This is a genomic window from Dehalobacter sp. DCA (genome assembly GCF_000305775.1).
GTDB lineage: Bacteria > Bacillota > Desulfitobacteriia > Desulfitobacteriales > Syntrophobotulaceae > Dehalobacter > Dehalobacter alkaniphilus.
In genome coordinates, this window is the sequence record NC_018866.1 from 1,795,351 (window position 1) to 1,820,734 (window position 25,384).

Consider the following 25,384-nt stretch of genomic DNA (forward strand, 5'->3'; position numbering starts at 1 on the left):
GAGCATTCCGAAGTAGGAGCCAAAAGGATGACATTTAGAATAAATTCGGATATTAAAAAAGCAACCAGATTCGTTCCACCTACTGCTTATTTTAGCAATTAGCAAAATAGTGGCTACTTAAAACTATCAAAACCTGCATGATCCTTGGTAATCAATGGCATTTTGCGTTACAATAGTAATGCATAAACTTTTATTAAAAAATCTTGCGTTTGGTGCAGGTTTTCATGCACAAGTAAAAAAGGTTAACTTCAAAGGTCGATTTGTAAAACTGAGTAAAAAACTATTAATAAATTGTAAATTTTTCTGACACACAATACGCATACAAACACGAAAATAACCTCCAAGGAAAAACCCTAGAGGTCTTGTTTCTAGTGGAGCCGATGGTCGGAATCGAACCGACGACCTGCTCATTACGAGAACCTTGTTGGGTATCCGTAAGTAAACTATCTGATTCTAAAGTGCTGATAAATAGCTGGTTTTACAGTTTTATAGAACTGTTACAAACTGGCTTTTACTACCTTTTTTGCACTGGGTTGCAACGGCGGTTGCAACGATTTTTAATGAAAATATTTATTGTCGATCAAGACTTTTACATTTGTTCTACCAAGGCGAGTAATATTTTTTCTTAAGTGCTTTTCGCTCCTCATTTTCCTCATGGGCTCTCTCTCCAAACAATTCGTCTTCCCTGGCTACAGTTGGATCAAACCAATCGGCTTTTTTCCTTACCCAATCAACATACTCGACAGTATTTTTATCATTCATATCTAATTTAGGCTCCAAGGCAGTAATATAAGCCCTTATCTTACATGCCAGATCATAATCCTGAGCCTCATTTGTTAATGCAATAGTTTTATCAACTTCTTCATTATATCGCTCCCTATGCTCTTCGCGTAGCCTTTTTTCCTCAGCCTCTTTCCTTTTAGCTTCCTCCCGTGCTTCACGATCAATTCGTACCACTTCAGACTCTTCATATAGTTCAATTAGCATTTCTCCAAGTCTAGATTCAATATTGACTTTGTCCGAGTCTCTAAAATATCTATTCTTTCGAATACAAATTCTCAGTCGTCCATTGAAGGCATAATCATACTTGCGGATATTTGGCTTTGAAGCCCAACGATCATGACGTTTTGCATCCTCATATATAATCTTTTCCTGCGCTTCTTGTCTCGTTAGTATATGGTTGACTTCATCTTGGTTCTCAAAGATTTCAAGCTCAACATGTTCATTTCGAATTTGGAGCGAAAGACCATCATTGACAGATCCGCCAAGTTTTTCAACCGCACGGAAAAGAGTATCAAGGATACGGTACACCCGCGGGAGTGTCTCATCTGAAATAACCCCAGCAAGAAACGGCGGGCGATTGTAATAGTTTTTCAAGCTTTTTTTCGCACCCTCAGTTCTTGTATCTTTTTTATTCCATTCTCTAACTGCGGACTTATATGCATTAATTTTTTTGTGCAGTGGCGTATCTTCAGGCCCTATTTGAATATGTTGCGCAGCCGTAAAAATTTTGTGTCTCTCGTCTTCGGTCAAGAATGAAAGGACTTGTGGAAGTTCATTACTTACCTTTTTACCTTCATAAGTTCTTGCCCCTATTTTCTCTGATATTCCGTTTGACGGTGGTAGCGGGGTTTTTTTAAGCTTTTGTCCCGCACGTACCCTTGCCCAGTAACCAGGAGGAGGAACAGGTATATTGAGTGATTTACAAACTTTATGTATTGCTACATCAGATACTCCGTATCGTTTGGCTACTTGAACGACGGATTCAGTCCATACCTCTTCATATAATTTTTCTCGACTATAAATATTATACTCATCAGAAAGCGTACGGTAAGTAGACTCTTCCTGTTGAGGCATATCTTTTATTAGATCTGATGTCTGTATTTCAGATTCTTTAATTTGTTCCGCATCTCCCTGCAAAATGTCTGAAGTTTCAGTTTGCATAGTATCTACTATTGGTTTACGATCATCAGAAGTAGTTGCATGACTGGATCGTTTAGAAGTAATGTCAGTGGATAGTGCAACTTCAGTAATCTGCGACTCTGGTAGAGGTATTTGTGTAACTTGCTTACCAAAATTTAGTTTTGTCCAATATCCGGATGGAGGAAGGGGAATATCTGCCTCTTTGCAACGCCTCAGTAGCTCAGCATATGGCACGTTATATTTCTTTGAAACGCCGGTCCCTGATATTTTCCATACCTCATTATATAATTGCTCCCTTGGCAACACGACAAATTGATCCTTTGACACCGTAATCCCTCTTTTCTCTGGGTACTTCAACGGTAAGAGAACTATGTCAGACTTTAATTTTCTTGCGAAGAATCCGAATCCCAAGAAAGCGAAAACGCATATTCAAATAATTTTATGTCTCTTGCTCCGCGTCTTCGCTTAAGATAAAAAGCAGGTCTTTTTTCATTTCTTCAAACTGAGAAATAATAGTGTTTAGATTATTTTCTATATTTCGAATTTGTAGATTGGTAATCTTGCCATACTTATATGCTATCAGTCGTTCTGCAATTATCTGATAACTCCAACTATCAGAGTATTTATCTTTGTCATGAATAACAAATCCAATTGGTAACAAATCATTTCTCATTCCAATACTTACTGCCATTGGTGATATTCCTAAATAGTCAGCTGCAATTTTGCAGGTGATTCTTTTAAAATTCCTTATTTCTTCATCAGTATATTTAGCCACCTTTTCCACCTCCAAACCGTTTATATTTTTATAATTTGTATTCTAGGCTAAATTCCTGGTCGATGTAAGGTAAACAATGTCGAAGGAAAAAAAAATATGACATATGCATCTATACAAAACTGATCCTTTTCCTCATGAACAGAATTAAACAACGGCTCCACGAATTAAATATGACCCAGGAAGAACTTGCTTTAATTATTGGGATACCTCAGTCGGAAGTAAGTCGGATCGCCGCCGAAAAAAGGCCTGATCTTACATTGAGAACCGCGTCTAAAATATCTATTGCTCTCGGTGGGACTGTCGAATACATATTCCCGGACTACTTTAAAGATTGCCTAAAATAAGCCAAAAATACCTCCTTCATATTTGCCCTGTAAGGCGTTAAAAAGTAAGGGTAGGGATATATGCACCCTAGAAAATAAGAAAAGCCCGGAGTGATCCGGGCTGAAGTTATTATCTATTCATATATTTACTATTTATACCTTTTTATGGTAATATATTACAAACGACATATATTGAAGACGGAACTCTAAAATAAATAGAAGGGGTTCCGTCCTTTTTGTATTAATAAGCAGAACTCCGGCCCCAACAACCCAGACCGGATTTCTGCTTCCAGCGGCGCTCTGACCGATATACGGAATATTAAGGTCATCGACACACTATAATATATGCTTTGTCCTCAGTAAGGTTACAGGGCTTTGTACAGCCAAAAACGGATAATCCTGATCCGCTCCAGGAAGGTAGCGAGAACCCGCCATTAGCTGATCGCGCATGGCTGGCCTTTATATAAATCCGATCTTTGAAAAAGAGAAAACTTATGGATATTAAGAAAAGTCTTTTACCATAGTAATTTGGCCAGGGTCAAAACTCTGTGCAATCCTTTGATTAATAGCAACATCAATAATATTTTTGCATAGTGGATTTACTTGAATAAGTTTGACGAATCTAGAAAAGTCCAGTATTCCAAATTTTACAGCCAATTTCCCAAAAAGCTCGTCCGCAAATGACGATGAGAGAACTCCAACTTCTGACATGTTAATACTGACAGCAAATCCAGGATTTTGTTTCATTAGATTTATGACGAGATTCCTAATCCGTTCTCCAGTTGGACGATTTCCAAAATTGGAAGCATAATCATGGAGATTAAAAACTAAATCGCCCTTTTCATCTTCATACATAGTTTCAAAAATATTTATTGGGTTATGCCCCCATAATGCTTTCGGTAAATCAATTGGTTTTTCAGTATTAAACTGTAAATCTACCATGGTACCGTAAGTCGGCGGAAAATGCCTTTGTGATTTTATTCTTCCACCGTTTACATACACAGTGCCTTTACCTGAATATATACTTAAAGAACTTTCACTAGCTTGTGCAATTGCTACAGTACCTGCAAGTCCATTTCCCTGACCATTCGCTGGATTACTAGTTATCCCCTTTTTAATAGAGTGTTCTATTAAAAACCTATCTGACTCAATTTCTGGAAAAACTTTTTTCATATTATGCGGGATTCCGACTCCTGAATCACACACAATTATTGACATCATATGTCTATCTTTATTTATTAGCACTTGAAGCCATCCAACCTTTACCCCTGCATGAACCAAAATATTTCCAGCTATTTCATTTAAGGCCCATTCAAAAGCTTGAGGTACTCCGTCTGCAAAAACTAATTGTTGTAAACAAACTCCTATTGCGCCATTTATTACCTCATTTAGTTCCTCATCATTTCTGAAAGAATGTAACGCAAAATTTTGATACCTATTACCATGTGGAAAATCATATTTTTCCGGATCTAAGTAGTGTAGCCAGCCCAGTCTTTCGGCATATCCAGTTGTTTCTCTATCTTTAGGTGGAATTACTTGAATTACAGTACCTCTTGTATTCTTTAGTCTATCCATCTCCGCTATCAAAGGAACTACTCCATTTGGATAAATCAATCTCACTTTACTAAGATCAAGGATAATCTGATCATATTTTTCATTTACTGTGAGCTGATAAAACTTTTTCTTAAGATCAACGACATTAACCCATCCTAATTTATCCCCGTATAATCCAACAACATTATTCTGCGCGTATGCAAAAGACATTTTCTTTACACCCCTCCTAATCTATACCAATATTTTAGCTTAATTTCTAACTTTTTACAAAATAAAAACAGCCCCATTTCGTAGGGCCGTTTTCGTGACCGGAGTAATCTCCGATAAAAAGGAAACTAGTTCTTTACTGAACTTATTATTTATTTTGTACTATAAATATATGCTTTATACCACTGGTTAGTCAACATATTTTTTAAAAATATTAATAAAATCTTTGATCTTTAGAAAAATGCGGCAAAAAAGCCCCGAAGGATCTCTCCCTCGGGGCCTTTTCACATTACATTGTTATTTCTGGTGTGGGTGTTACAGATTCGGTACGTGTTACCGTATTCCAATCTTTCTTAAATTCGTTTACAGCTGCTTCAACCAATGATGTCCATTGCTCATCCGTCAGCTTAATCCCATGCTGTGACGCCATACTTTTAACGGTGTTAAACGCGAGCTGGAATTTGTCGGCGTTTGCGAGTCCGCTTTGCTGGGCAAATTTAACCGCAATACCGGCAATGTTCTTAGCGATTTCAATCTGCTTTGCGGTCAAATGCTTTTTAATTAGCGATACCAAATAAGCACCGACAAAAGGAATGACAATAGTAATGACAATCTGTAATAGCTCGTTTAATAGAGCTTGAATTAAGGCTTGAGTATCCATGATATACCTCCATAAAAAATACCGCTCTCAGGCGGCTTATTTACACAGCTCTAAAGTTTTCCTTGCCGTATCAAACCGGTCTGTACCTACGATGTTTGTAGTGTTCTGGATCGGCTTGACAGGGCTGCCTATAACATAGGCATGTTCTACATTGGCGAGATCGCCCGGAGCCGTCAGCGCCCTTCTCTCGGCCTTTAAAAATCGCGCGAGGTAAGCAGCAGCCATTTCATCATCACCAGGGCTACTAAAAATAACTTCCGGTATCATGATCGGTTTATCCTGGACCGGTCCGCGCTGATTAAGTATCCCTAAGAAATTAGATGCGTTGATGTCATTGCGATTAGTCCATGGAGCAACTCTGACTTCAAAATGCAGATGTACGCCGGTACTGTTGCCGGTAGTCCCCATGACTCCGATCTGCTGACCTTCCTTGACTGCTGCGCCCTGACTGACGAGAACTTTCGATAAGTGAGCATGGACCACGTCGTATTTTCCAGCATATCTCAGGATGATATAATTACCCCATCCTGCCGGGTCCCAACCGACTTTAAGCACGGATGCATCTCTAAAGGCGCATACAGGGACGTATTGACCGTCTGCGCCGATGAAATCAACTCCGGTATGATAACCTTTGGTGTATTTGATTTTGCACAGTGGGTCCTTGTAGCAGTTTGTTATTTTAGCATTTTTAACTGGCATAGCCATAGCCTATTCCCCTCCTTTCTCCTGTAGTTGGGCTAACACCTTTTTGATCGGCGGCGGTAACGGCACCCTAAGAATACCGAGATTTTCAGTTATTGATATTCCTTCCCTGGCAATATAGAAATAAAGAGCCATCATCCGGAAGATCGGCTCATCGTTTCCCAGCAACTGATCTAGCATGACGGCAATTGCTATGACCATAATTATGATCCCTTTTCTGATTCCACCCCAGAACATAACCTCGCTGTCAACCTTATGTGTCTTTACTGCCCCCAGGAACCCCGTAATGTAATCGATAACCATAAAAGCAATAAGCACGCGCAATGCTACATCCCACCCTCCCAGCCAGTAGCTTATGAATGTTCCGACCGTAGCCACAATTGCGCTGAAACTATATTCTTTTTCCAATGGTTCTCGCCTCCCTTATGAAATAAGTTTTAATGATGGCAAAAATGCCAAGTCTTTGATGATCTGGCATTTCGCTTTACATACTTGATAGATTTCTTTGTAATGGGTTCCCTTTTCCACTTCCAGGGATATAATATTTTCTATGGCTCTTTCGAGGAACTTAATCGCTTCGATGTAAGACAAGGGCAAGTTTTCACGCTGTCCGGATTCTATCCCCAGTATCATATTGACCAGTTTAGAATAGGCCATGTACAGTTTACCGGCGTTCTGGCTGCCTTGAGATTCTACCAATGGGATAAGTTTAGTTAAGATTACGTCAGTTTCTTCACGGCGGACTTGTTTGCCGTCCAATCTCGCTTGTTGCCACTCTGCTGATTTCTTTTCCCTGATGTAATCTTCCATTGCGTTGAAAGCATTGATGTATTTTATTTTCCACTTCAATGCTTCCTTGCCATTAAACCCCATAGCGAGAATGGAAAATCCATCCCTAGTAATTAAATATTCAGCTCTAGTTTCGCCTTTTGAGTCCTTGTATTCAGAAGGAATAAAGTAACGAAGTGTATTTACACTTGGTTCGAAGTCATCGAGTATACCGTTAACGTGTTTGCCGTTCCTGTCATATCCATGGATTCTTTTTAATACTTCTGCATGATCTTTATTAAATCTTTCTGCTATCTTTCGGCTACTAACAAGTGCCCTTTCTTTTTTAGAAATGATTCCTAGTGTTAAAAATTCGTTCATTTTTGTTCCTCCTTAGTTTTCGGTTCTGACAACTGTAAACCCTATGGATTTTAAGTAGTCAGAATATTAAATTAAAGAAAGCTCGGTTATGATGGCCAAGCTTTCAAGGAGGCTGGCGGGGCTATCATCACGACAGGCCCAAATAAAAAGACAGGATTGTAATTTCCTGCCATTGTTGGTAATATGAACTTGGTGATTGTATGAAACCTATGGTTCTTTTAGGAATATCTTTCTTATTGGCTGGTATAGCTTATATTACGGGTAATGATACGTGGTTTTATGTTGGGGTTGGAGTGAGGAAATATGATTGACAAGATAAAAGATTTTTATGATTTTCACAAAAATGGTATAGACACAGTTCTGGGATTTATAATATTTTTAACATATTTCCCCGTAATAGCCATAATAAAAGAATACAATAACACCTTATTATGCATAATATTAAGTGTTTATATTATTTTCATAACATTAAAATTTGCAATAGAGTTGTTTAAAGTTATTGATAAACAATTAGAAGAACATTACACTAAGCAAAGAAAATTGAGAGAATTAGAATAAGAGCAGAAGAGTTGATGCTTCTGCTCTTATTTTTTGAGTAAATCGTTTTTAGTAAGGTCATAATTTTTACGTACAAGTTTGCTCATGAGTTCTACTTTCTTTTCCTCTGTTCCATTCTCATAAAGAGGATCGGCGAGTAGATTTTTAATACCATCGTAATTTTTTTGCCCCATATTGCGTTGAAAGTTGGTTAATTGTTGTGGCGTAAGAACTATTTTTTTACCACCAGATGAGAAATTTCTTGGTGCAACTTTAGGTAATATATCTGTTTCTTTTGTTAATTTATACAACCTTGCAACCTCTAATATTACCGGATCGCTTGTTTTTTTCTTTGAGTATCCTGGATTTAAAAACTGTTGAATTCCTCTTGGCAATCCTCCGCTTTGAGATTGTTCGCGCCCAAATACATCAAGGTTTGGTTGCAATGTCTTTGAGGCCACCGGTGTTTTTGCAATAAATGTATTTGCCATCTGTTTTAATTGATTGGGGTCGTACGTACTACGTTTGGTATCATCTGCCGTTCTCGCCCCTTGCCCAAATAATGTCGGGAAGGCTTGGCTTATATAGTCGGATGGTAGGGATAGCAAAGATTCTGAAACACTGCCGTACCCACCCCCTAAGAGGTCTTGAATATTTTGCATCATCGTAAGATTGAAAATTGTCTCTGCTCCTGTAGTGACGGCACTTTGCGCAGCGTTTAAAGCTCTTGTAAAACCATCTAGCCCCTCTTCTCCTTCTGATTTGCGTGCAGATTTTTCTAATGATTCATACACAGCAACGCCCATTGCAAAAGGTACGGATATGGGCTGTGCCCAATCGTAGGTATAACTTCCGAGAGGCGTGCTGATAGAATATGCTTGTTCCCCAAGTTGGCTTAGTATAGCTTCAGCGTTTTTACTAGATTCTTTTTCGCCTCTAGCCCATCCCATACTTGCAAGTAAAAATCCAAGTGACGCTATTCCGGTGCCCACCATGCCCTTGGCTAAGTCCTCAATAACATCATTTGCTGATTTCCCTTTTGCTTTTGAGTACAAAGCTTTGATTAAGCCTGCCGGGGAGTATTCTACTGCTCTTTGCATGATATTAGCCGGTGTTTTGCTAAAAGGTATGGCTATATCAGTCGCTTTACCAATGATCCCGCCTTTTCTTTTTAATCCCTGGATTGTATCGGATAACCAGTTAGCTTGTCTGAATGTGGCTTCCCACGCTCTACGCCGTGCATAGTTTTTAGCTGCGTCTGTTACTGCGGTCATCTTATTCGCGCTCATGTACTGGCCTAATGCGTCCGTATAAGCGCGTTTCATAAATACAGCGTCTTCAAAATTTAAGGTGTCTTTGCTTAGATTATCCAAAAAATCAAGTGCATTATTGTTGAAGATTCTTTTATCTCTATTTAACATTCCAAATTTTAGGTTTTCAAGATCCCAGCGCCCGGACTTCATCAAGTCGGTTTTATTGGATTCCCACTCTTTATTAACAGTATTAACAAGGTTCTTGTCTTTGCTCCATCCTATAGATTTAGTCCTCTGCCCTTCTGGAAGTCTTGCAACACGCTCCAAAGATGCCGCCATAGTGTCAGCAGTCTTGCGTGTTACAGACATTATAGCGTTTCCCACGGTGTTTCTAATGTGGGTTTTAGGATTTAACAACATAGCAATCCTACGCCATGTGTCAAATTTTTCAAGATTAGATACCGGGATTTGATCTTGGATCCTAGTATAAATATCTTCCATAATTTGTTCGCGTCCAGCCGAATCTGATTTATTCCAATTGTTAATTATTTTGATTTCGTCATCGGTCAATTGGATATCTGGCCACTTGCCGCCGTACTGTTGCTTACCCTGTTGATTCAGCTTATTAAGCTGACGGTCAACAAATACCCTAAAGGCTCCAGGGTCCTCGGCATTTCTTAAAATTCTAGCTGCCTGGGAAAATTGCCCGGCCTGAGTAAGTTTTTCCGACACATCGGCAATAATCTTCCTTGATCCGGCTATTTCTCCACGATTTACAGCTTCGTTTGCCAACATGCGAGCCAAGGGAATATCATCAGCGCGGAATGAGTCTGAGGACAGAGAGTTATTCCATTTTTCTAATGCTACTTCGTAACCTTCATTAAATCTTTTTTGTGCGCTTTCTAATGTTTTTTTGTTTCCTAACTGTTCATAAACTAAGGGATCTTTAGTAACGCTGTCACGAATTTCATCTTTCATATTCGCATCAGTACGAACATTACGCCCGAATCCACGTTCTTTAAACCCCTCTGCTATGACGGGTTCAGGAATAGGCTTGCCGGGCTGCTTTGCTTTTGCTGCTTCTCCATACATTGTTACAGTTTCAGATTCTGGCCTTTCAATCTTCAAGTCCATGATATTTGGTGTAAGATTAGATTCACCAGTAGAAATGCTGGGCGTTTCTTTCCTGAGTAAATCATTCTTTCTGAATTCAATGTTCGTCACCGGCGTTTCAATTTTAGCATCCGCATACTTTGCCAAGTCTTTCGGCGTAAATGTAGTATTTTTGACATTCGCAGATGCGTATTTTGGCCTAAGTTCATCTACTTTCAGAGGATTTCCCAGCTTGAAGGATTTCGGTTTTAAGTCTGGTTTTGGTAACTCTTCAACCCTGGCATTTTTGTACGCGTTCTGTACGTCAGGAATAAAGGTGTTTTCGGGAAGTTTATTCTTTGACAGGTTTCCTACGGTTTTCCCTATTCCCTTGCCAAGAACAGGTAATAACGCATTGGTTCCCGCTGCCAATGCAATGTCTTTCCCGGACATCTTTTCATTGTTCGCGAGTGAATTTACTGTTTCATATCCAGCCCCGGCTGCTCCCTGTGTAATTGCAGTCTTAGCTAATGGATTCAAAAGAAGATTAGCCGCCTTTGGTGATGCTTTCCCGATAAGATTAGCAGCTAAAGGTAAGGTTTTTTCTGCGGCTGTCTCTGCACCTTTATACAACATACTACCGGCTGAAGCTGGCGATCCTTTCCCTCCTGCGGCAAAACCCTCGACAGTCCCTAAAAGATCGGCTAATAATGAAAGTTTTGAATCGGGCTTCTGCATGGTTGTTCCGGTTAGTATTTCGTTCCTGGATGCACGTTCCCTAGCTAAAAACTTTTGGAAAGATGTCTTGGCATTGACGGAATCCTTAAGGGTTTGATCCTGCATACTCTTAGCTATTGAACCTTCGGCCAGTGTATTTGTCGCCTTGGATTTGGACATAGATTGATCTACTTCAGAATTTACAGCCTTGGCATATGCCATCCTGTTAGCCAAAGTATTATTAGCTTTCATAGCCTCTTCAGCTTTTTGGCGTTCTGTTTTAATGTTCTGTTGGCTAATAGGATTGATCTTCGCATCAATCTGCTGGAGTGTTTGAAGATTTTTATTACCGTTGGTAAGTGTATTTTGCTTTTGTGGGCTGAATATTTCTTGTAACGTCTTCGGTTTTTGCGTAGAACTTACGGAGGTGCCTTGGTTTGGTTTCATATTAAATATTTCTTCAACTGATCTGGCCATTCAAAACACCTCACTTTAATAAGCTCGAAAGATCGTCCTTTGCTGATGTATCGTACCAATTTCCTGAAGAATTTCTATCCCAGGTATATTTATTGGAGGCCCAATTATACAGGTCGTTGACGTCAATACCGTTTGCGGTAAGATCATAAGCGTTATTAACAATGTAATTTAAGATATCCGATCTTCCATACCTATTACCGTCCATGGTGCCATTAGCCATATTTTCTAATCCCTGTATGGCCATGGCTATATTTTGGTCCCCGGCTTTTTGGTCATAATATTTTTGCTCAGATAAGCTTAGTCCAGAATTTCCCGAGCTATATGCTTTATACCGGGACAAAGCATAGTCATTCTGATCATTTATTGTCGCTCTTGTCGGCTGCCCATCATAATACCCCATCAAGTCAGCAATTTTTAAAGCCAATTCCCGCTGATCTTTTGCCGTCTGGTATTCAGCAGCAGAATTCGCCGACTGTTTATCCGTATAAATCTGATTTGCCAGTGTAGGAATCTGAGCTTGGTACGTAGCTATCTGGCTGTTTAAATCACCTGAATTTGTATTGTACTCATTTAGTAAGCTTTGTTCCTGGTTAGCTTCTGCTGCCTGCGCTTCAGCTATTTTGGCTTTAATCTGTTGGATGGTGTTAGCTAGTTCTGCTTGTTTATCTTGAATAGAACCTGATTCTTGAGAATTGATTTGTCTTTGTTCATAGTTTCTTATCCCGGAATTTAACAGACCTTGGGAGTTTAGATTTTCATTTGTTCTATCTCGGTTATTATCCATAAGCCTTCTGACTTGAGCAATTGACACAAGGTTTTGTCCCTTGGCTGCATCTATCCCTTGATTGAGCGAAGCGACATTTCCAGACAGGCTGTCTCTTAACTGGCTTATGGTTGAGTCATATTCACTCTTACCACTATTTAATTTGGCTTTTAGGGCTGCTATCTGAGGGGCCAATTGCATATTAGCCTGATTAGTAGCAAGGTACTTATCGTAGGCAGTGCCTGTTCCTTGCGCGTCATTACCATAGATTCTTTGTATACCGAGGGATTTCAGATAATCATCCGTTGGTGATCCAACCGCAGCAGATCCACCTAAAAAATAGTCACCCGCTTTAAAAGTAGTTTTGTTTGGATCGTAAAGTTGCAGGCTTGGGTCTTTACTCTTATTTGAATCATAATCTTTCTGAGTGGCATATACACTTGGCGTACTTTGGTAGTTATTCTGGTTTAAATTTTCAGAAAGAAGTTCCAGATTTGCCCCACCCGTGTAATTTGGAATGGAATTAACCCCCGCACCGCCTGTATAATTCGTAAGAGAACTGAATCCTGAGTTATCTTGCGATGCACCTTTGCTTGAAACACTCCCGGAGTTTTTAGCGGAGCTGTAGGCTATAAGAGCCTTTTTTACATTGTCAATAGTAGCCATGCTTCCACCTCCTTATACCACATTACCGAGTAATTTTGTCAGTACCTTGGTTGATGTTGCCAAGCGGGAAATTGTCAATTTAAGCGAGACATTACTGTCCGCTGTTGCGACTGTGCCGATATATCTTCCCTCCGCAAGATCAGCGTCAATATTTGTGGTTGTTTTGGTCATTTCTGAAAAGCTTTCATTAGTAGCCGCAGCCACAATAGACAAGTATGCAGCGACCGAGAAATCAGTTTCCCGTTCGTGATAAAGCCACAGATCAACTTCGTCCGTTGCTGTTATCGGCGTGACGTCATACCGGGCATCGACCGCTGTAACCTGGGTTCCTGTTTTATAGATAGTCAGATAGGGGCTTGTCGCATGGACAAAAACCAAATAAAGATCATTAAACCCGAATACCACCCCATTACATGATCCTGCCGGTGCAGTAACCGGATCAACAATTTTAGTGAAAGTATCTGTTAAATAATCTACCTCGTATAACGATGCAAATGGCGTAATCGCACAGCTTACAGCCATATGCGCTCCATCTTTTGAAAATGAAACTCCGGTTCCGTTCCCTGCCGGTAAATCTGTAGGGCTGGACAATTTAGCAAAGATGTCTCCTGTCCGTTTATAGGCCGAGACAAACGGTGTTGTGGTGTGTGCTATTACCAGGTAAGTACCGTTTTTGCTCCATGCGCAACCTTTGCCCGCACCTGTAGGGATTGTAGCCGGGTTGGTCAACTTGTTAAAAGTATCTTCCGACCGCTTATAGATAGCCATGAACGGTGTTACATTACACGCTAAAGCCAAATATACCCCGTCGGGTGACCATGAGATACTATTACATTGTCCGGGTGGTAACGTTGCTGGGTTAGCAAGCTTATTGAATACTCCGTCCGTGATCTTGTAGATATAAACAAACGGTGTATACGAACAGGCCATTGCCAAATACGTTCCGTCGGGGGAATATTCCATATCGTAAACATAACCGCTTGCCGGATAGCTTGTCGGAACAGTTACCGCCGTGAAGTCATCGCCGGAACACATATAATGAGTCTGCCTATAGGTGTTTCCGTGGCCGACGGATAAATATTTGCCATCCGGTGAAAACGCTACGCAATAGCACGCTGCACCAGGCATAATGGTTGGATTCGATAATTTGATAAACGTATCTCCGGATCTTTTGTAAATTGCCAAATATGGTGCTGTAGAACTCACTATTGCCATGTAAGTACCGTCTGCCGAAAAAGCAACGCCGTTACAGGTTCCAGGAGGAAGAGAAGAAGGATCGGATAATTTAATCGGAAATACGCTGCTTCGGACCGTACCGGCACGCAATTTACCTTGATCCAATAAGGCATTTGACCGGTATACAACCGCTCCCTTCCCGAAAGAGTTTGTAAGAGCCGGGACCGTAAGGACATTATCAGTGATACTGGTTAAAATAAAGCTCTCTTTTTTATCGGATTGCTGGATTGTGTACTCTTTTTTCGCGGTGAAGCCCGTAGTATCATCTACGGTGATACTTGTCGCGCCAGAAATAATATCAGCTGTTGTCCAGGTTTTTGTCGTGTCAATGATTCCAGATGAATAATTATTCGTGCCATCGAAAAGATCATATATTTTGTTACTGAGCGGTAAAGACTGCGGCGTTTCTTGGCTAATTTGATCTAAATGGGCTAATTCGTTTGCAAGACATTTGTTCATAACCTCAAGATTCTTTTGTAAAGCAGTAACGAGTTTGCTTAAGGTGACACTGTTGTCCGGCAGTCCTCCTAAGACAATGGAATCCATCAGGGTTTTAAATCCCCTTAATATGGCTAAGAGCGATCCTGTCCCGACGCCTTCTATTTCCGGAACATTCATTTGATCAACCAAACTCTGACCTTCGTCCGAACTTAGGATAGCGTAGATTATTTCATTTACTTTTGTATATAAGGCATCAAAGTCTTGGTCAACTGCTTCGGCGTCTGCCGGGGTGCCATTGACAAAGTCGTTTTGTCTTGTCACAGTTGAGATCATGGTATCACCTCACCTTTTTAAGTTTGTAAACTATGCCATACCCGTAAAATTCAAAAGGATCAGTCGTTGAACCGAACTTGATCCTAAAATAATTGTTTTGGTCAGATAAAGTATTCGATTGTTTACCGGGTGAGTCAGATCCGCCCCATAGCTCTCCCCATTCTCCCGAACCCCATTCCATATAGCCGTCTGTATATTCGATTATGATTGGATTGGTATATCCGGTTTCATCAGTTCCGAATTGGACATACATTTTGTCTCCCTTGGCCTGTTTTTTATAGTAGGTATAGATCCGCTTAATTTTCTTTTTTTGGCTTCTGCGGCCCATATCTACGTCGCGGCCAATGCAATATGATTGTATAATTTGCCCGTTAAATGTCGTGGAATTTCCATATAACATGGTCCCGGCATCCACGCTGAAGTACAGTTTATAATCCGGGGTAACGTGGAACCATTTTGGGGCATTCGGGAATACATACTTGGTGAAGTTATCTCTCCGATAATCATAAATAATGATATACGATCCGATTTTAAGCCAATACCTGCCGTCATAATCGGCACTTACCGGAATGTCCCCAGGGCTTACAGAAAGTAACGTCTTGACTCTTTCCCCGATTGGATCTATATTTTTTTCTTTTAGGATGGTCGAATACTCTGTGTAAGGGAAGACAACATATAAATCGTCATGCCCCAAGAAAACAATCTTGTCATCCAAAAGTTGAATTGTGTTCGGGTATGGGCATCCTCTTTGGTTATGGACTGTTCGGAGTATCCATTCTGTGGGTTCTCCGTCGCATTTAAGCATCAAGACTGAACGTTCTTTGATTATTACGATATAGTCATTTAAGAGCCATAGACCGGTAATTTTATCGCCTGAGTCGTTGCAAAGAATATAATTATCAATAGGAAAGGCTTCTGGGCTATCTAATTTAGAAAAATACAGCATTGAATTAACCGCTGTAAAGATCCTGTTTTTATGCTGAAGGATGTATTTGGCTTTACCCGGAGGATCGTTGTCTATTTCTAGAACATCACTGACAACAAGCACTTCAGCCGAGATATTATCCGTAAAGGTTGTTGTCGTGTTGTCTGAAATTTCTCCAACATACCAAGAGTCTGTTACAGAAGAACCGCCCTTGCTTAAAGTAGCGTAGGCATATATTTTCCGCTTTACTATGTTCGTCCCGCCGGTCAGGATATTGGTCAAATTGACTTGTTTGCTGGCTGGAGTTACAGATGTTGATATAGGGGATGAATTGCTCTCTTGACCTTTATTATTGACAAAGGTTACATAGTAGGCCCGCTGTTCAGCCGGTGTTCCTGCTGTCGCACTTACAGTCGCCGTACATGCAGACGTAGGCGCTTCTACTCCCCACACTTGCTCGTATGTTCCGTCCCAAATAAAGGCGTGATTTTCATTGATACAGAACAATAACCCCTTGAAGGTTTCAAAAGATAAAAACCCGGATATCCCGGACTTTTTTTCTACTCCATCAATATAAAGTTTATCTCCAACCTGCTCTACCAGTTGGGTTGACCCGTCCTGTTTAATGAAGGTATATGCTCGATCTGAGGCCCGGTTATTAAAAAGTGAATACCCTTTGCAGGTTGAGACTTTTCCCGGAAGGAAATCAACGTTTTGACAATCCTGGACTTGATTCTCTTTGATCAAGTGTGGCCTTGTTCCGACGTTAAGGCCCCCCGAAAGGTCTTTGGCTTCGTATAATGATTTAGTTGTCATAGTACACCGCCTTAACGGTCTTTTGCCTTACTTTGTTTCTTATTTCCTCAATCATGAGCGACTTTTTATTATTGAACTGCCTTTCGTATCCCTGGGCTTGTTCCGTTTCTTCGTCCGACTGCTTAAACCGCATAGCGCCGAATAACACTAAAGCATAGTGATAGTTTTCGGGAATATCCGTAGGAATGTCTGTTTCTAATGATAATTTGTTTACCTTGCGGTAATAATAGAGATCTACCGTTCCGGTTCCCGGGTCAGAATCAAAGCTTATTTCATTCGCCCATGTTGTAAATGTTTTATCACATTTAACAATAGAAAGGCAGTCCGAGGGTATGGGGTAATTACTTGTGCCTGATGTTGTTGTTATCGTTGTCTTGGCTTCAATCTTAAGTTTATCGGTTAGTTCGCTGATGGCATCATTAAACCAAGGCAAAGCAGTATCCCAGGTTATTGTTTCCCCTGTTAATTCACGAAGAGCAGTCAACAGACTGCTCCCGTTCATACTTCCGGTAGATAAAGTTGATCCCGGGGAATCGGCTCCGTATTTCGTTAGTCCATACTTGGCCATTTAATATCCTCCCCTTTACATTGCCGCAGTTCTTCCGGTTTCAACCCAAGTGGTTCCGTCTTTGCAGACAAAATTAACAACGAATACCTTCGCTGTCGTTGTTCCAGTTGCAAGAGTTCCGGTAGTTTTAAAGTTTGTTCCCCAGGTTAAGGTATAGGACGTTGTTCCGCTTGTGGTTACGATAAAGCTACATCTTTTCCCTGCGTATCCACCCGAAGCATTGAAAGTGCATGCTCCTGCCGGTGTTATCGTAAACACTTCAGAGTCCGTCATTGTAACAGCAATCGTCCCGGAGGTCGCTAAAGCTACTGCGGTATTTCCTTTGTATTGGCTGAAGTATACAAAGTCATTCAATTTCTTCAAAACTGGATTTGCTTGTGTGTTTACAGGGAAATAATCTCCGCCGGTAAAGACATCTGATGAATAATTATCTACATAAACGCTCGCCCCGGCTTCTTGTGTTCCATCCCCATAGAAACGGTGCAATGTCGGGCTGCCGGTTTTTGTGTTATCCCGATGTTTTACGCTGCCAATACGAATTTTTGCATCATAACCGAGTTTGATAAAGGAATAATCGGTTATGTTTGCAGCATCGAAGGTATCGAATATCGCGGTTGCTGAGTTGATTTGTACATTACCGCTACCAACATAAATCATGGAATCATAATCGGAGTCAGCGACATAACCCTCAAGGTGCAGGCTCTTAATAACGAAGTTTTCACAATCGGGCATTACTAAGCCTTGCTCGTAATTCCCGTGTTCGATATTGATTTGTCCGACAACTCCATCGGTGTATCCAGCAAAATAAATTCCGCAATACGCGCTAAGTTTTGTTCCAGAACCATAGTCATCCCAGTTCACACAATAAAGGTTATCTATCGAGCAACCGGTATTTCCATTACCACCGAACCAAAAGCCCGAATGGGTGAACCGCGTCGAGCGGATATCCTGAATCGTTGCGCTGAAGATATTAAAATCTTCGTTATAGATCCCGTCAGAGTTATTTTCGAGAAGAAGTCTGCCAATAAATGAAACGTCTTCAACCGCCGCAACGGTTTCTAATCCATAAGCATAAGGGGATGAGGGCAAAGATGCGTGGCCGATATAGCAATCGGCAATATAGCATTTCCCACCAATACCAATTACGGATTCGGCATCGGTATATTGAATAATCCCACCGCTTAAACAACCAGGGCCGGTTATTCTTTTATCGACAATACTTAATTTGGATGTGATCTTAAAGTATTTTCCTCTTGGGATATCCAGCCATCCATAAGTATTTAGAATTGCTTGCAATGCGGCGGTATCATCTGCAATGCCGTCACCGACAGCTGCCACCATAGGCGCGGGCGGATAAAGCGGATTGATACCGTATTGGTTACTTTTTACTGGGTCAAGTGCTTCAACTTGTTCAGTAAGTGTTGCTACGGCTGCCGTGGCAGCTGTTGCTGCTGTACTTGCTGCGTTTGCTGTGTTTGCTGCGCTTGTGGCTGTTGATGTATTTGTTGCAAGTTCTCCTGCCACTCTTAATAATTCGGTTTGCGTTGCTATCGTGGCATCTTGGAGATCGTTTATGTCTTCGGATAAGATATCTGAAATATAATCCGTTTTTCTCGTGAATGAATCTATTGAGGTGGGGAATGTTGTAGGCATTTCAGATCCTCCTTACATATCAAGAATCATAATCGCGTAAGATGTTCCAGTTACGTTAGAAATCAGCGATAATGTCTGCGCGGTGAGCACCTGCGGGAAAACAGTATTAGCAGGTACCAACATGGCATTCGAAGCTGTTGCTGCCACATTATCGACTGATTTTTCCTTGAAATACATCGGCTGTGCTCCGGTGTTAGATAGCATGAATTTGCGTGATTTTATTGCAACCGTTGCTTCCGTTCCCGCTAAAGAAGAATTTATGATTATATCTTTTATTGAATATGGTTCGATGTAGCTATACATGGACTTATCCCTCCTGTTTGGGTTGTTAATCAAAGTAAAAGGGAACCCTGTGAGGTTCCCTAAAGTAATTTTTCAATTAGTGTCTTTTGCGCGTTTACTGCGGCTACTAGAGCGGCAATATCAGCGGCAATCTTGGTATGATCAGCGTCACCGGCTGCGCTTGTTTGAGTAACTGTACTAAGGGATGAGGTAATTTTTGTTCCGGTTGAATCTTTAAATCCGTTAGGAAATCTCGTTGCCATTCTATCAACTCCTTCAAAGGAATAAGGGAGGGGAATTAACCCTCCCACTTGTTACGCTGGATTATGTCCGTATATCATTCTTGAATCACTCCAACCCATGATATAGTCCATATAGCCGATATACTCCTGAATTAGGGGATTATCAGGCTTATTAGGAATAACCATAGGCGAGGTAATCTCGACTAGCTTCATGTACTCTTTTAGGAGCAGCGAATCAGCTACAGCCCACTGTTTTGCGGTGAATCCTTTAATGGGAATAAATTTCATTCCATAAACAGGATTTGCTCCATTCTCAGCAGATTCCGGTATTAATTTTGCTTCTTTACCGAAAAACTCAACAGCTTTTGGCTCAAGTTCGGGGGAAATAAGACAAAGATCATAGTTGCAATCAAATGGAAGCCCGTCAAAAGTAACAAATCTTTGTGCTGCTGTTTGAGTTGCCGTGATGGACGATATTGCAAACGTACTCGTGCCAGCATTGGAATAGGTTGCGGCTCCAGTTTCGTTATTGATCGGATGTGATGCCGAAAATAAAGGAACGCTGTCTGAACCGGTATAGGCCGCATTCCATCCGTTAGCAAAGAGATTATAGAAGTCTCTTACCTGAGTCATAGCGAGAGAATCGGCCATCTTATTTCCCGCTTTTTTAGCTTCGCCGGATTGGTCAACCTTTGCATATTTATAATGCACAGTTGCCTTTGCGGCCTTTTCTTTCGGGGTATAGATGGTTTTAAAGCCTCTCTTTTGGTTCAATTCGGTAATGAGTGTGCCGTTATAATCGGGTACATACCCATAACCACCGATACCTTCATCAGCGTATTGGTTCGAGGTTTTAAGGGCTTCGTACCCGATTACGGATTTAATAAGGTCCGTTCTTTTGTCGTACCTATCCTGGAATCGTTTTAAAACGACAGGATACATATCATTAGCCCATGTTAAAACGTCTAGCATGTTATATCACTCCTTAAAATTTGCATAATAAAAACGCCCCTTAAGGCGTTTAGGTTAATTGCTCGGTTTATGCGTGGCCTGCAAACTGGTGAACATTGGAGGCAACTTTAACCAAGATTTTGTTGTTTTCTAGGTCGTGGCCTACAACAATCAGACAGGCTCCGGCAGCTGTCCCAGCGGCAGGGATGGCAATCCCCATATTATGATCAGTGTCTGTGGGTGTTGGAAGAACGAACTTTCCACTAATCGGAGGGAATAGATACGCTACATCACCAGTGATCGGGGTTCCAACAGCTACGGTAATAATACCGTTTGTGCTGTTTACTGCGTCATAGGCGGTAATATTGATAACATCACCGACATTCTTGGTCATTGTGGAAGATGCTGCTTTGGTTTTAATCTTGATCTTCCCGCCATTTAACAGTTCGTCGCTGCCGGTCGTAGTTCCAGAGATAAGGTCGGTGCATCCCCATGTGCCAGAGCCAGAGCCAGCAGTAAGTGCCGAAGTGGTGATGGCATCAACCTTAAATACTGCCGAAGGGCTTTCATAAATTTTCATTTTTACTTTGCCATCATTGGCAACTTTATCTTCTGCAGCTACTCCAGCAATCGAAGTATAGGTTGCGGTTAATGAGGTCACTCTACCGCCTAATACAGAAGCAGCAGGCGCGAGTAATTTAATTAACTCGCCTTTTCTAATATCGTTTGCGTCAAGAATATCATGTTCTCCCATTACCGGGTATGTTACGCCGGATAGATCATATGCGTATTCAAACATTAAAAATCAACTCCTTATTTGATGTGAGATAAAAAGTCGGCATACTGTTTTTCAGTCATGCCGTTTTCTTTGGCTAATTTTTTTTGGTTATCTGTAAGTCCGTAGTTACCTCCGGGTGAACCGCTGTTCTTTCCGCTCCCCGTTGAACGTTCTTCTTTGGATTTTACTTTTGCGATTGTGGCCGCTTCAGTTTCGCCAACGAACTCAACAAAATCTTCATACAGCTCTACCAATGGGAGGTTTTTCCCTTTGGCAAACTTAACGAATTTCTGATCTTCCAATAGAGCCTTCAGGTCAACATCTGAGTGTTTTTCCTGCATGGCTGCTATTTGCTCATTGACTTTTTCGTCGGCCTGTTTGCGCGATTCCTCCGCCTGTTTTTGGGCTTGGCGTTCGCCCTTTAGTTCTCCAATTTCCTTCTTTAACTCCTTGATTTCTTTCAGAAGTTCAGGGGAAGTTCCCTCTGTTTTTGCTTGTTTCTGCAGCTCTTCAAGTTCCTTTTGTGCCGTTAATTCAGCCCTGGCAGCCTTAATAGCAGCTTTTTTTTCCGCTGGAGTACCGGTAAAATCAAATGCCTCCAGTTCTTTTGCAATCTCTTGAAGATCGTCATAGTCGGCTGGCTTTTCAGCTTTTGCCCTGGCAAGTCTTTCCTGGACAATTGAATCGACCTTTGCTTGTTCTTCCGCTGTGAACGTTACATTTCCGCTTTCATCAATAGCCATGGTTCTCCCTTCCGTGTTTAAGGTCCCGTCAGACCGTTAATTCCTCGTCTTTCCGAGTTGCCAGCCTCAGATTAGGCAATAAAATAAGCCTCGCGGCTTTAATAGGGGCAATCCCTTGCTTTATGAATCATTTTCACATTCCACCCCCTAACATTCCGTCAAGTATCTCGGGGTGATTCTTTAACGCTTCCATTTCTTCTGGGGTAAACTGCGACATTATATCGTCAATATTAGGCTCGCTATTTACCACGCCATTCCCTAAATTGTTATTGGGAGGCATTGGGGTAAACTGCTTTTCAAGATCTTCCTTAATTCCTTTTCGATTAGGAAGATCCATAATATCAACCATCGCCTGTACAATCTTGTAATTCTGAGGCGTAATATTGATTTTTAAGAGACTTTCAGTCGCCGACAAGGTAAATGCTTTGCTCTTTTTAATTCCATCCCCAGCGTGGACTGTAGCGTCAATACGGGGATAATAATACATTGCTTCACCCGCTAGGTCTGTTTGTTCAATATCTAATGACCGCATTTTATTGGCATTATACATAAAAGAAATCGGCCCTTGTGTTGGGTCAATATTTTGATAAGGTTGATTAGCTACTCTTGTCTGTCCAAAGTTTTTCTTAGCCTCTTCGGTTTTGGCTCCGATAAATATTAGCCGAGAATCATCATAGAATTCCAACGCTGTCCAATCTATTAATTCGTATAGTCTTTCAAATCCTGTGAGTCTGTCCGCTTTTTTAATTGTCTTTCTGGCATCGGCCTTTTCATTGAGTTGAGCAATACCAGAGGCCGTTGTCACTCTTACAGGTTCTTTTCCGCTGGATGAATCAAAGTTTCCGACTGTTTCTTGGATGAGTTCTCGGATAAAAGTTATTGTTCCCTTAAGGCCTTCGTTATAGCTTCCAAGCCCCCCAAGGCGTTGTACTGCATCTGACTTTCCTTGTTTAGTTCTCCATATTGCACCCGGAAAGGCATCTACTTCCTCAACTAAAGCCTCCTCCTCCATCAAGATTATGTCATTTCCCATAAAGGCATCATTAAGCAATGTTGTGGATAGCTCTCTGTCAGCTGCATCTGTGAGTTCTTTTATCGGGGCTATCTCTGACATATCCCAAAAGCTTTGATCTACTGGAATTTTGCAGTATTTTACGAACGGATATGATTTGTTTTGCTTGCCGGTGTTTTCCCAATACTTAGGGATATAACGAATTTCCCTTTCGCCAATAAAGATTGAGCAGGCTATGTCCCCAGCTTCCCATGATACTTTTCTTTTTACTGTTCTGCCGTCGATTCCATATTCCTTGGTGTCGCTGCCCTCTACCGGTTGCCTAAACCAATGCTCGACGATCTCTAATGTATCATCATTTATGTCTTGGGTTTGAGAATTGAATATTTTAGTATCATTTCCGCTGTCTAATTCATGGACGGATAACCCTAACCGGATTAAATCTTTGGTAAACTCTCTCGCTACTTTCATCTTGTGCATTGGATAAACGTAATCTAAGAATTCACAATCATCTACTTCTACCGCCGACGGGTCAGGAAAGATGTTTGGTGGTGAGGGGTTGCCGATAACGATTTCTCCATTGTATCCCGGCCCGGTTATGCCGTAATTAAATGCAACCTTCCATAGAGCGTTACCGAGTTTATTTAACCGTCTTTCGTTGTCGGTGTTCATGTTTTCAAGTTTATTATTCTCAGCCACGAACCGGACAACATACTCCCTTTGTTTGGCCTTAACGCTGTCTAAGTCGTCATCCCTACCGCTAAACTCAAAGTCTGGGACATCGGGAATGATTTGACTCTCGACATGAATAAAGGGGTCTGTTATTACTGCCGGGATGTATGGTATTTTTCTTTCCCTGCATGCCTCGGATATTTCTTTTTGGGCTACATGTTGGTTATTGTAATACTGGTCATACATTACCCATTTTGCCGTTTGGGGTGACCGGTTTGTTTTGGCATACTCATAGAGATACGGGATTGTGACCTCTCTGCTCTCTTTTGTGGAGTAGTCATACATACGGCCCAACTCTATGCTTTTGCCCGTGATTGCCTGGGCTACTTTTCTGACTGTATCTTTTATCCCCATGTTTCACCTCGTAAAAAATAACACCACGTAAGGTGTTAGATTATTCTTTTAGGTTTTGGTTTTAGCTTGTCGATGAGCTTTACTTGTTTATCTTGCGCTTTAGGTTTCGCCGGGCACGGCCTCCCCGCCGTCCAGTATCTTAGTGCATCAGGGGCATGGGTTAATTCGTGAGGCTCAGTTGCGCAATCGTTAGCGTTCTTTTCATCCCTTTGTATTTTAGATATCGAGTTTATCAAGTTTGTGCAATTATCCCATATTCGTAGATCGGACGTTTTATCTGCATCTCCTGTTTCCATGTTCGGCCTATCGTAAGGTTTTAGCCACTCCTTAAGGTTCATCCAGCCAGTAACTCGGTCATTGCTGGCGATAAATAAGCTTATACCGTTTTCATAAAATAGTTCTTGTAAGCTCTTGCCTGTGTCTTTCTGTTTGTTTCTCATGTCAGGCGGTGCGATGGTTTCATAAATTTTGTCGTTGCCGTTGACCTCTTTTATTCGCCTTGCTGCCTCAGAGACGATTAAATCGCTTTCGTACAGCTCTTTGTAGACCTCGGCGCGCCCTTCGTTATCAACGGACACCCAGTAACAAGCCAGCATATCTAAACCATAGTCAAATACTCTGTACCGCTTGTGATCTTCTGGTATGATGTGAGGCTCGATAACGTGGATCCCTCTTGTAAACTCCTTAAAGTATGTTCCGGCTGGCTTTACAAACTTCCCTTCTCCAAGCATTTCATACATTTCTGGATCAGTTTGTTTTAATTCCTCGATGTCGGCCTTTTGTTCCGGGGTAAGGTATTTATTGTCTTTGTATGTTGTAACAACAACCAAACAAACAAGAGAGACTATTTCTGTCCCTCCGCTGTCGTTTTCTATTTCAACTTTTATGATCCTCTCAAATACTTTTGGTCGGCCATCCTTAAACCATTCACAAACCTTATCGGGAGGCTTTTGGAAGAATTCTTCGTTGATATAGCCGTCTGATATAATAGGGTTCATTGTTATAAATAGTTGCCGATCTTCTTCGTTACCTCCCCTAAGCTGCATTCGCAAAGCCTTAAACTGCTTATAGGTTATGTTTTCTCCTTCTTCGTACCAACAAGCGGTTATTTCGTTAAGAGATTTTACTTGCTTCTGCTGCGCTTCGGAGTGATAGCCCTTGAATATTACTTTATTGCCGGTTACTTTGTGCGTAACCTCTGCCGGTACTTTTGTGCTGCCAAAAAAATTATCCAGGCCAAATTCACCGGTTCTTTGCTCTATACCGTTTTTTACACCTTCGCCGATATTTGTTTCAACATCTTCAACGACAAGCAGCTTATAATTCTTTTTATTATTCAGGTTCATTACAGCCTGTTGTTCCATATAAAACGACTTCCCGGAGTTACGGCCACCAACTAGTATCACAACGGGGTAATTCTTTCCTAGGACATAATCAAAGTATATTGGTAGGACCTCAACCTCGATTTTACCCTTTTGTCTATCTATGGTGGACACTTTAAGTCTCACCCCCGTAATTT

General features: G+C 41.2%; 21 protein-coding genes. 1 reads left to right on the forward strand and 20 read right to left on the reverse strand.

The window, feature by feature from the left end; translation table 11 throughout:
- Positions 1-600: 600 nt before the first annotated feature.
- The 7 genes from DHBDCA_RS08600 to DHBDCA_RS08630 all read right to left on the reverse strand — a co-directional run bounded on the left by DHBDCA_RS08600 (position 601) and on the right by DHBDCA_RS08630 (position 7,294).
- Positions 601-2,250, reverse strand: a complete 1,650-nt coding sequence (locus DHBDCA_RS08600) for a hypothetical protein (RefSeq protein WP_015043838.1) — start codon at positions 2,248-2,250, stop codon at positions 601-603.
- A gap of 112 nt (positions 2,251-2,362) precedes the next feature.
- Positions 2,363-2,698 carry a hypothetical protein gene (locus tag DHBDCA_RS08605; RefSeq protein WP_015043839.1) on the reverse strand — a complete coding sequence of 112 codons (336 nt, stop codon included), beginning with the start codon at positions 2,696-2,698 and terminating at the stop codon, positions 2,363-2,365.
- An 824-nt stretch (positions 2,699-3,522) separates the two neighbouring features.
- Positions 3,523-4,785: an STAS-like domain-containing protein gene (locus DHBDCA_RS08610; protein ID WP_015043841.1), complete on the reverse strand. Its 1,263-nt coding sequence runs from the start codon at positions 4,783-4,785 to the stop codon at positions 3,523-3,525.
- Positions 4,786-5,071: 286 nt separating this feature from the next.
- Positions 5,072-5,443, reverse strand: coding sequence for a phage holin family protein (locus DHBDCA_RS08615; RefSeq protein ID WP_015043842.1), 372 nt, complete (start codon positions 5,441-5,443; stop codon positions 5,072-5,074).
- Positions 5,444-5,479: 36 nt separating this feature from the next.
- The gene (locus tag DHBDCA_RS08620) at positions 5,480-6,148 is read right to left on the reverse strand and encodes a M23 family metallopeptidase (protein WP_015043843.1); all 669 of its coding nucleotides are present in this window, start codon (positions 6,146-6,148) and stop codon (positions 5,480-5,482) included.
- 3 nt (positions 6,149-6,151) lie between these two features.
- Positions 6,152-6,553, reverse strand: a complete 402-nt coding sequence (locus tag DHBDCA_RS08625) for a phage holin family protein (RefSeq protein ID WP_015043844.1) — start codon at positions 6,551-6,553, stop codon at positions 6,152-6,154.
- A 15-nt stretch (positions 6,554-6,568) separates the two neighbouring features.
- A complete protein-coding gene (locus tag DHBDCA_RS08630; protein WP_015043845.1) occupies positions 6,569-7,294 on the reverse strand; it encodes a Rha family transcriptional regulator in 726 nt (241 codons plus the stop codon).
- A gap of 303 nt (positions 7,295-7,597) precedes the next feature.
- Here DHBDCA_RS08630 and DHBDCA_RS08635 point away from each other — a divergent pair, with 303 nt between their 5' ends.
- Positions 7,598-7,852 carry a hypothetical protein gene (locus DHBDCA_RS08635; protein ID WP_041225787.1) on the forward strand — a complete coding sequence of 85 codons (255 nt, stop codon included), beginning with the start codon at positions 7,598-7,600 and terminating at the stop codon, positions 7,850-7,852.
- A gap of 26 nt (positions 7,853-7,878) precedes the next feature.
- Here DHBDCA_RS08635 and DHBDCA_RS08640 read toward each other — a convergent pair whose 3' ends face one another.
- The 13 genes from DHBDCA_RS08640 to DHBDCA_RS08700 form a co-directional block, all read right to left on the reverse strand.
- Positions 7,879-11,370 (reverse strand): hypothetical protein, encoded by a 3,492-nt coding sequence (locus DHBDCA_RS08640; RefSeq protein ID WP_015043846.1) that lies wholly within the window; start codon positions 11,368-11,370, stop codon positions 7,879-7,881.
- Positions 11,371-11,380: 10 nt separating this feature from the next.
- Positions 11,381-12,799, reverse strand: a complete 1,419-nt coding sequence (locus tag DHBDCA_RS08645; RefSeq protein ID WP_015043847.1) for a hypothetical protein — start codon at positions 12,797-12,799, stop codon at positions 11,381-11,383.
- 12 nt (positions 12,800-12,811) lie between these two features.
- Complete coding sequence (locus DHBDCA_RS08650; protein ID WP_015043848.1) at positions 12,812-14,809, reverse strand: WD40 repeat domain-containing protein; 1,998 nt, start codon at positions 14,807-14,809, stop codon at positions 12,812-12,814.
- 4 nt (positions 14,810-14,813) lie between these two features.
- Positions 14,814-16,550: a hypothetical protein gene (locus tag DHBDCA_RS08655; RefSeq protein ID WP_015043849.1), complete on the reverse strand. Its 1,737-nt coding sequence runs from the start codon at positions 16,548-16,550 to the stop codon at positions 14,814-14,816.
- Positions 16,540-17,118 carry a phage adaptor protein gene (locus tag DHBDCA_RS08660; RefSeq protein ID WP_015043850.1) on the reverse strand — a complete coding sequence of 193 codons (579 nt, stop codon included), beginning with the start codon at positions 17,116-17,118 and terminating at the stop codon, positions 16,540-16,542. Before DHBDCA_RS08660 ends, DHBDCA_RS08655 begins: the two co-directional genes overlap by 11 nt.
- 15 nt (positions 17,119-17,133) lie before the next feature.
- On the reverse strand, positions 17,134-18,771 hold the full coding sequence (locus DHBDCA_RS08665) for a hypothetical protein (RefSeq protein WP_015043851.1): 1,638 nt from the start codon (positions 18,769-18,771) through the stop codon (positions 17,134-17,136).
- Positions 18,772-18,783: 12 nt separating this feature from the next.
- On the reverse strand, positions 18,784-19,074 hold the full coding sequence (locus DHBDCA_RS15460; protein WP_041225788.1) for a hypothetical protein: 291 nt from the start codon (positions 19,072-19,074) through the stop codon (positions 18,784-18,786).
- Between the two features lie 59 nt (positions 19,075-19,133).
- A complete protein-coding gene (locus DHBDCA_RS08675; RefSeq protein WP_015043853.1) occupies positions 19,134-19,316 on the reverse strand; it encodes a hypothetical protein in 183 nt (60 codons plus the stop codon).
- Positions 19,317-19,367: 51 nt separating this feature from the next.
- Positions 19,368-20,267, reverse strand: a complete 900-nt coding sequence (locus DHBDCA_RS08680) for a hypothetical protein (RefSeq protein ID WP_015043854.1) — start codon at positions 20,265-20,267, stop codon at positions 19,368-19,370.
- Positions 20,268-20,334: 67 nt separating this feature from the next.
- Positions 20,335-21,045: a hypothetical protein gene (locus tag DHBDCA_RS08685; protein WP_015043855.1), complete on the reverse strand. Its 711-nt coding sequence runs from the start codon at positions 21,043-21,045 to the stop codon at positions 20,335-20,337.
- 14 nt (positions 21,046-21,059) lie between these two features.
- Positions 21,060-21,767 carry a hypothetical protein gene (locus tag DHBDCA_RS08690; protein ID WP_015043856.1) on the reverse strand — a complete coding sequence of 236 codons (708 nt, stop codon included), beginning with the start codon at positions 21,765-21,767 and terminating at the stop codon, positions 21,060-21,062.
- Positions 21,768-21,900: 133 nt separating this feature from the next.
- Positions 21,901-23,865, reverse strand: a complete 1,965-nt coding sequence (locus DHBDCA_RS08695; RefSeq protein ID WP_015043857.1) for a hypothetical protein — start codon at positions 23,863-23,865, stop codon at positions 21,901-21,903.
- Positions 23,866-23,900: 35 nt separating this feature from the next.
- Positions 23,901-25,361 carry a PBSX family phage terminase large subunit gene (locus tag DHBDCA_RS08700; RefSeq protein WP_015043858.1) on the reverse strand — a complete coding sequence of 487 codons (1,461 nt, stop codon included), beginning with the start codon at positions 25,359-25,361 and terminating at the stop codon, positions 23,901-23,903.
- Positions 25,362-25,384: the final 23 nt, after the last annotated feature.

Excerpts from the sequence above, each read along its gene's own strand:
- DHBDCA_RS08680 (WP_015043854.1), bottom strand. The coding sequence starts at position 20,267 with ATGCTAGACGTTTTAACATGGGCTAATGATATGTATCCTGTCGTTTTA.
- DHBDCA_RS08655 (WP_015043849.1), bottom strand. The coding sequence starts at position 16,550 with ATGACAACTAAATCATTATACGAAGCCAAAGACCTTTCGGGGGGCCTT.
- DHBDCA_RS08660 (WP_015043850.1), bottom strand. The coding sequence starts at position 17,118 with ATGGCCAAGTATGGACTAACGAAATACGGAGCCGATTCCCCGGGATCA.
- DHBDCA_RS08615 (WP_015043842.1), bottom strand. The coding sequence starts at position 5,443 with ATGGATACTCAAGCCTTAATTCAAGCTCTATTAAACGAGCTATTACAG.
- DHBDCA_RS08610 (WP_015043841.1), bottom strand. The coding sequence starts at position 4,785 with ATGTCTTTTGCATACGCGCAGAATAATGTTGTTGGATTATACGGGGAT.
- DHBDCA_RS08675 (WP_015043853.1), bottom strand. The coding sequence starts at position 19,316 with ATGGCAACGAGATTTCCTAACGGATTTAAAGATTCAACCGGAACAAAA.
- DHBDCA_RS15460 (WP_041225788.1), bottom strand. The coding sequence starts at position 19,074 with ATGTATAGCTACATCGAACCATATTCAATAAAAGATATAATCATAAAT.
- DHBDCA_RS08630 (WP_015043845.1), bottom strand. The coding sequence starts at position 7,294 with ATGAACGAATTTTTAACACTAGGAATCATTTCTAAAAAAGAAAGGGCA.
- DHBDCA_RS08620 (WP_015043843.1), bottom strand. The coding sequence starts at position 6,148 with ATGGCTATGCCAGTTAAAAATGCTAAAATAACAAACTGCTACAAGGAC.
- DHBDCA_RS08640 (WP_015043846.1), bottom strand. The coding sequence starts at position 11,370 with ATGGCCAGATCAGTTGAAGAAATATTTAATATGAAACCAAACCAAGGC.
- DHBDCA_RS08690 (WP_015043856.1), bottom strand. The coding sequence starts at position 21,767 with ATGGCTATTGATGAAAGCGGAAATGTAACGTTCACAGCGGAAGAACAA.
- DHBDCA_RS08695 (WP_015043857.1), bottom strand. The coding sequence starts at position 23,865 with ATGGGGATAAAAGATACAGTCAGAAAAGTAGCCCAGGCAATCACGGGC.
- DHBDCA_RS08685 (WP_015043855.1), bottom strand. The coding sequence starts at position 21,045 with ATGTTTGAATACGCATATGATCTATCCGGCGTAACATACCCGGTAATG.
- DHBDCA_RS08650 (WP_015043848.1), bottom strand. The coding sequence starts at position 14,809 with ATGATCTCAACTGTGACAAGACAAAACGACTTTGTCAATGGCACCCCG.
- DHBDCA_RS08665 (WP_015043851.1), bottom strand. The coding sequence starts at position 18,771 with ATGCCTACAACATTCCCCACCTCAATAGATTCATTCACGAGAAAAACG.
- DHBDCA_RS08635 (WP_041225787.1), top strand. The coding sequence starts at position 7,598 with ATGATTGACAAGATAAAAGATTTTTATGATTTTCACAAAAATGGTATA.
- DHBDCA_RS08645 (WP_015043847.1), bottom strand. The coding sequence starts at position 12,799 with ATGGCTACTATTGACAATGTAAAAAAGGCTCTTATAGCCTACAGCTCC.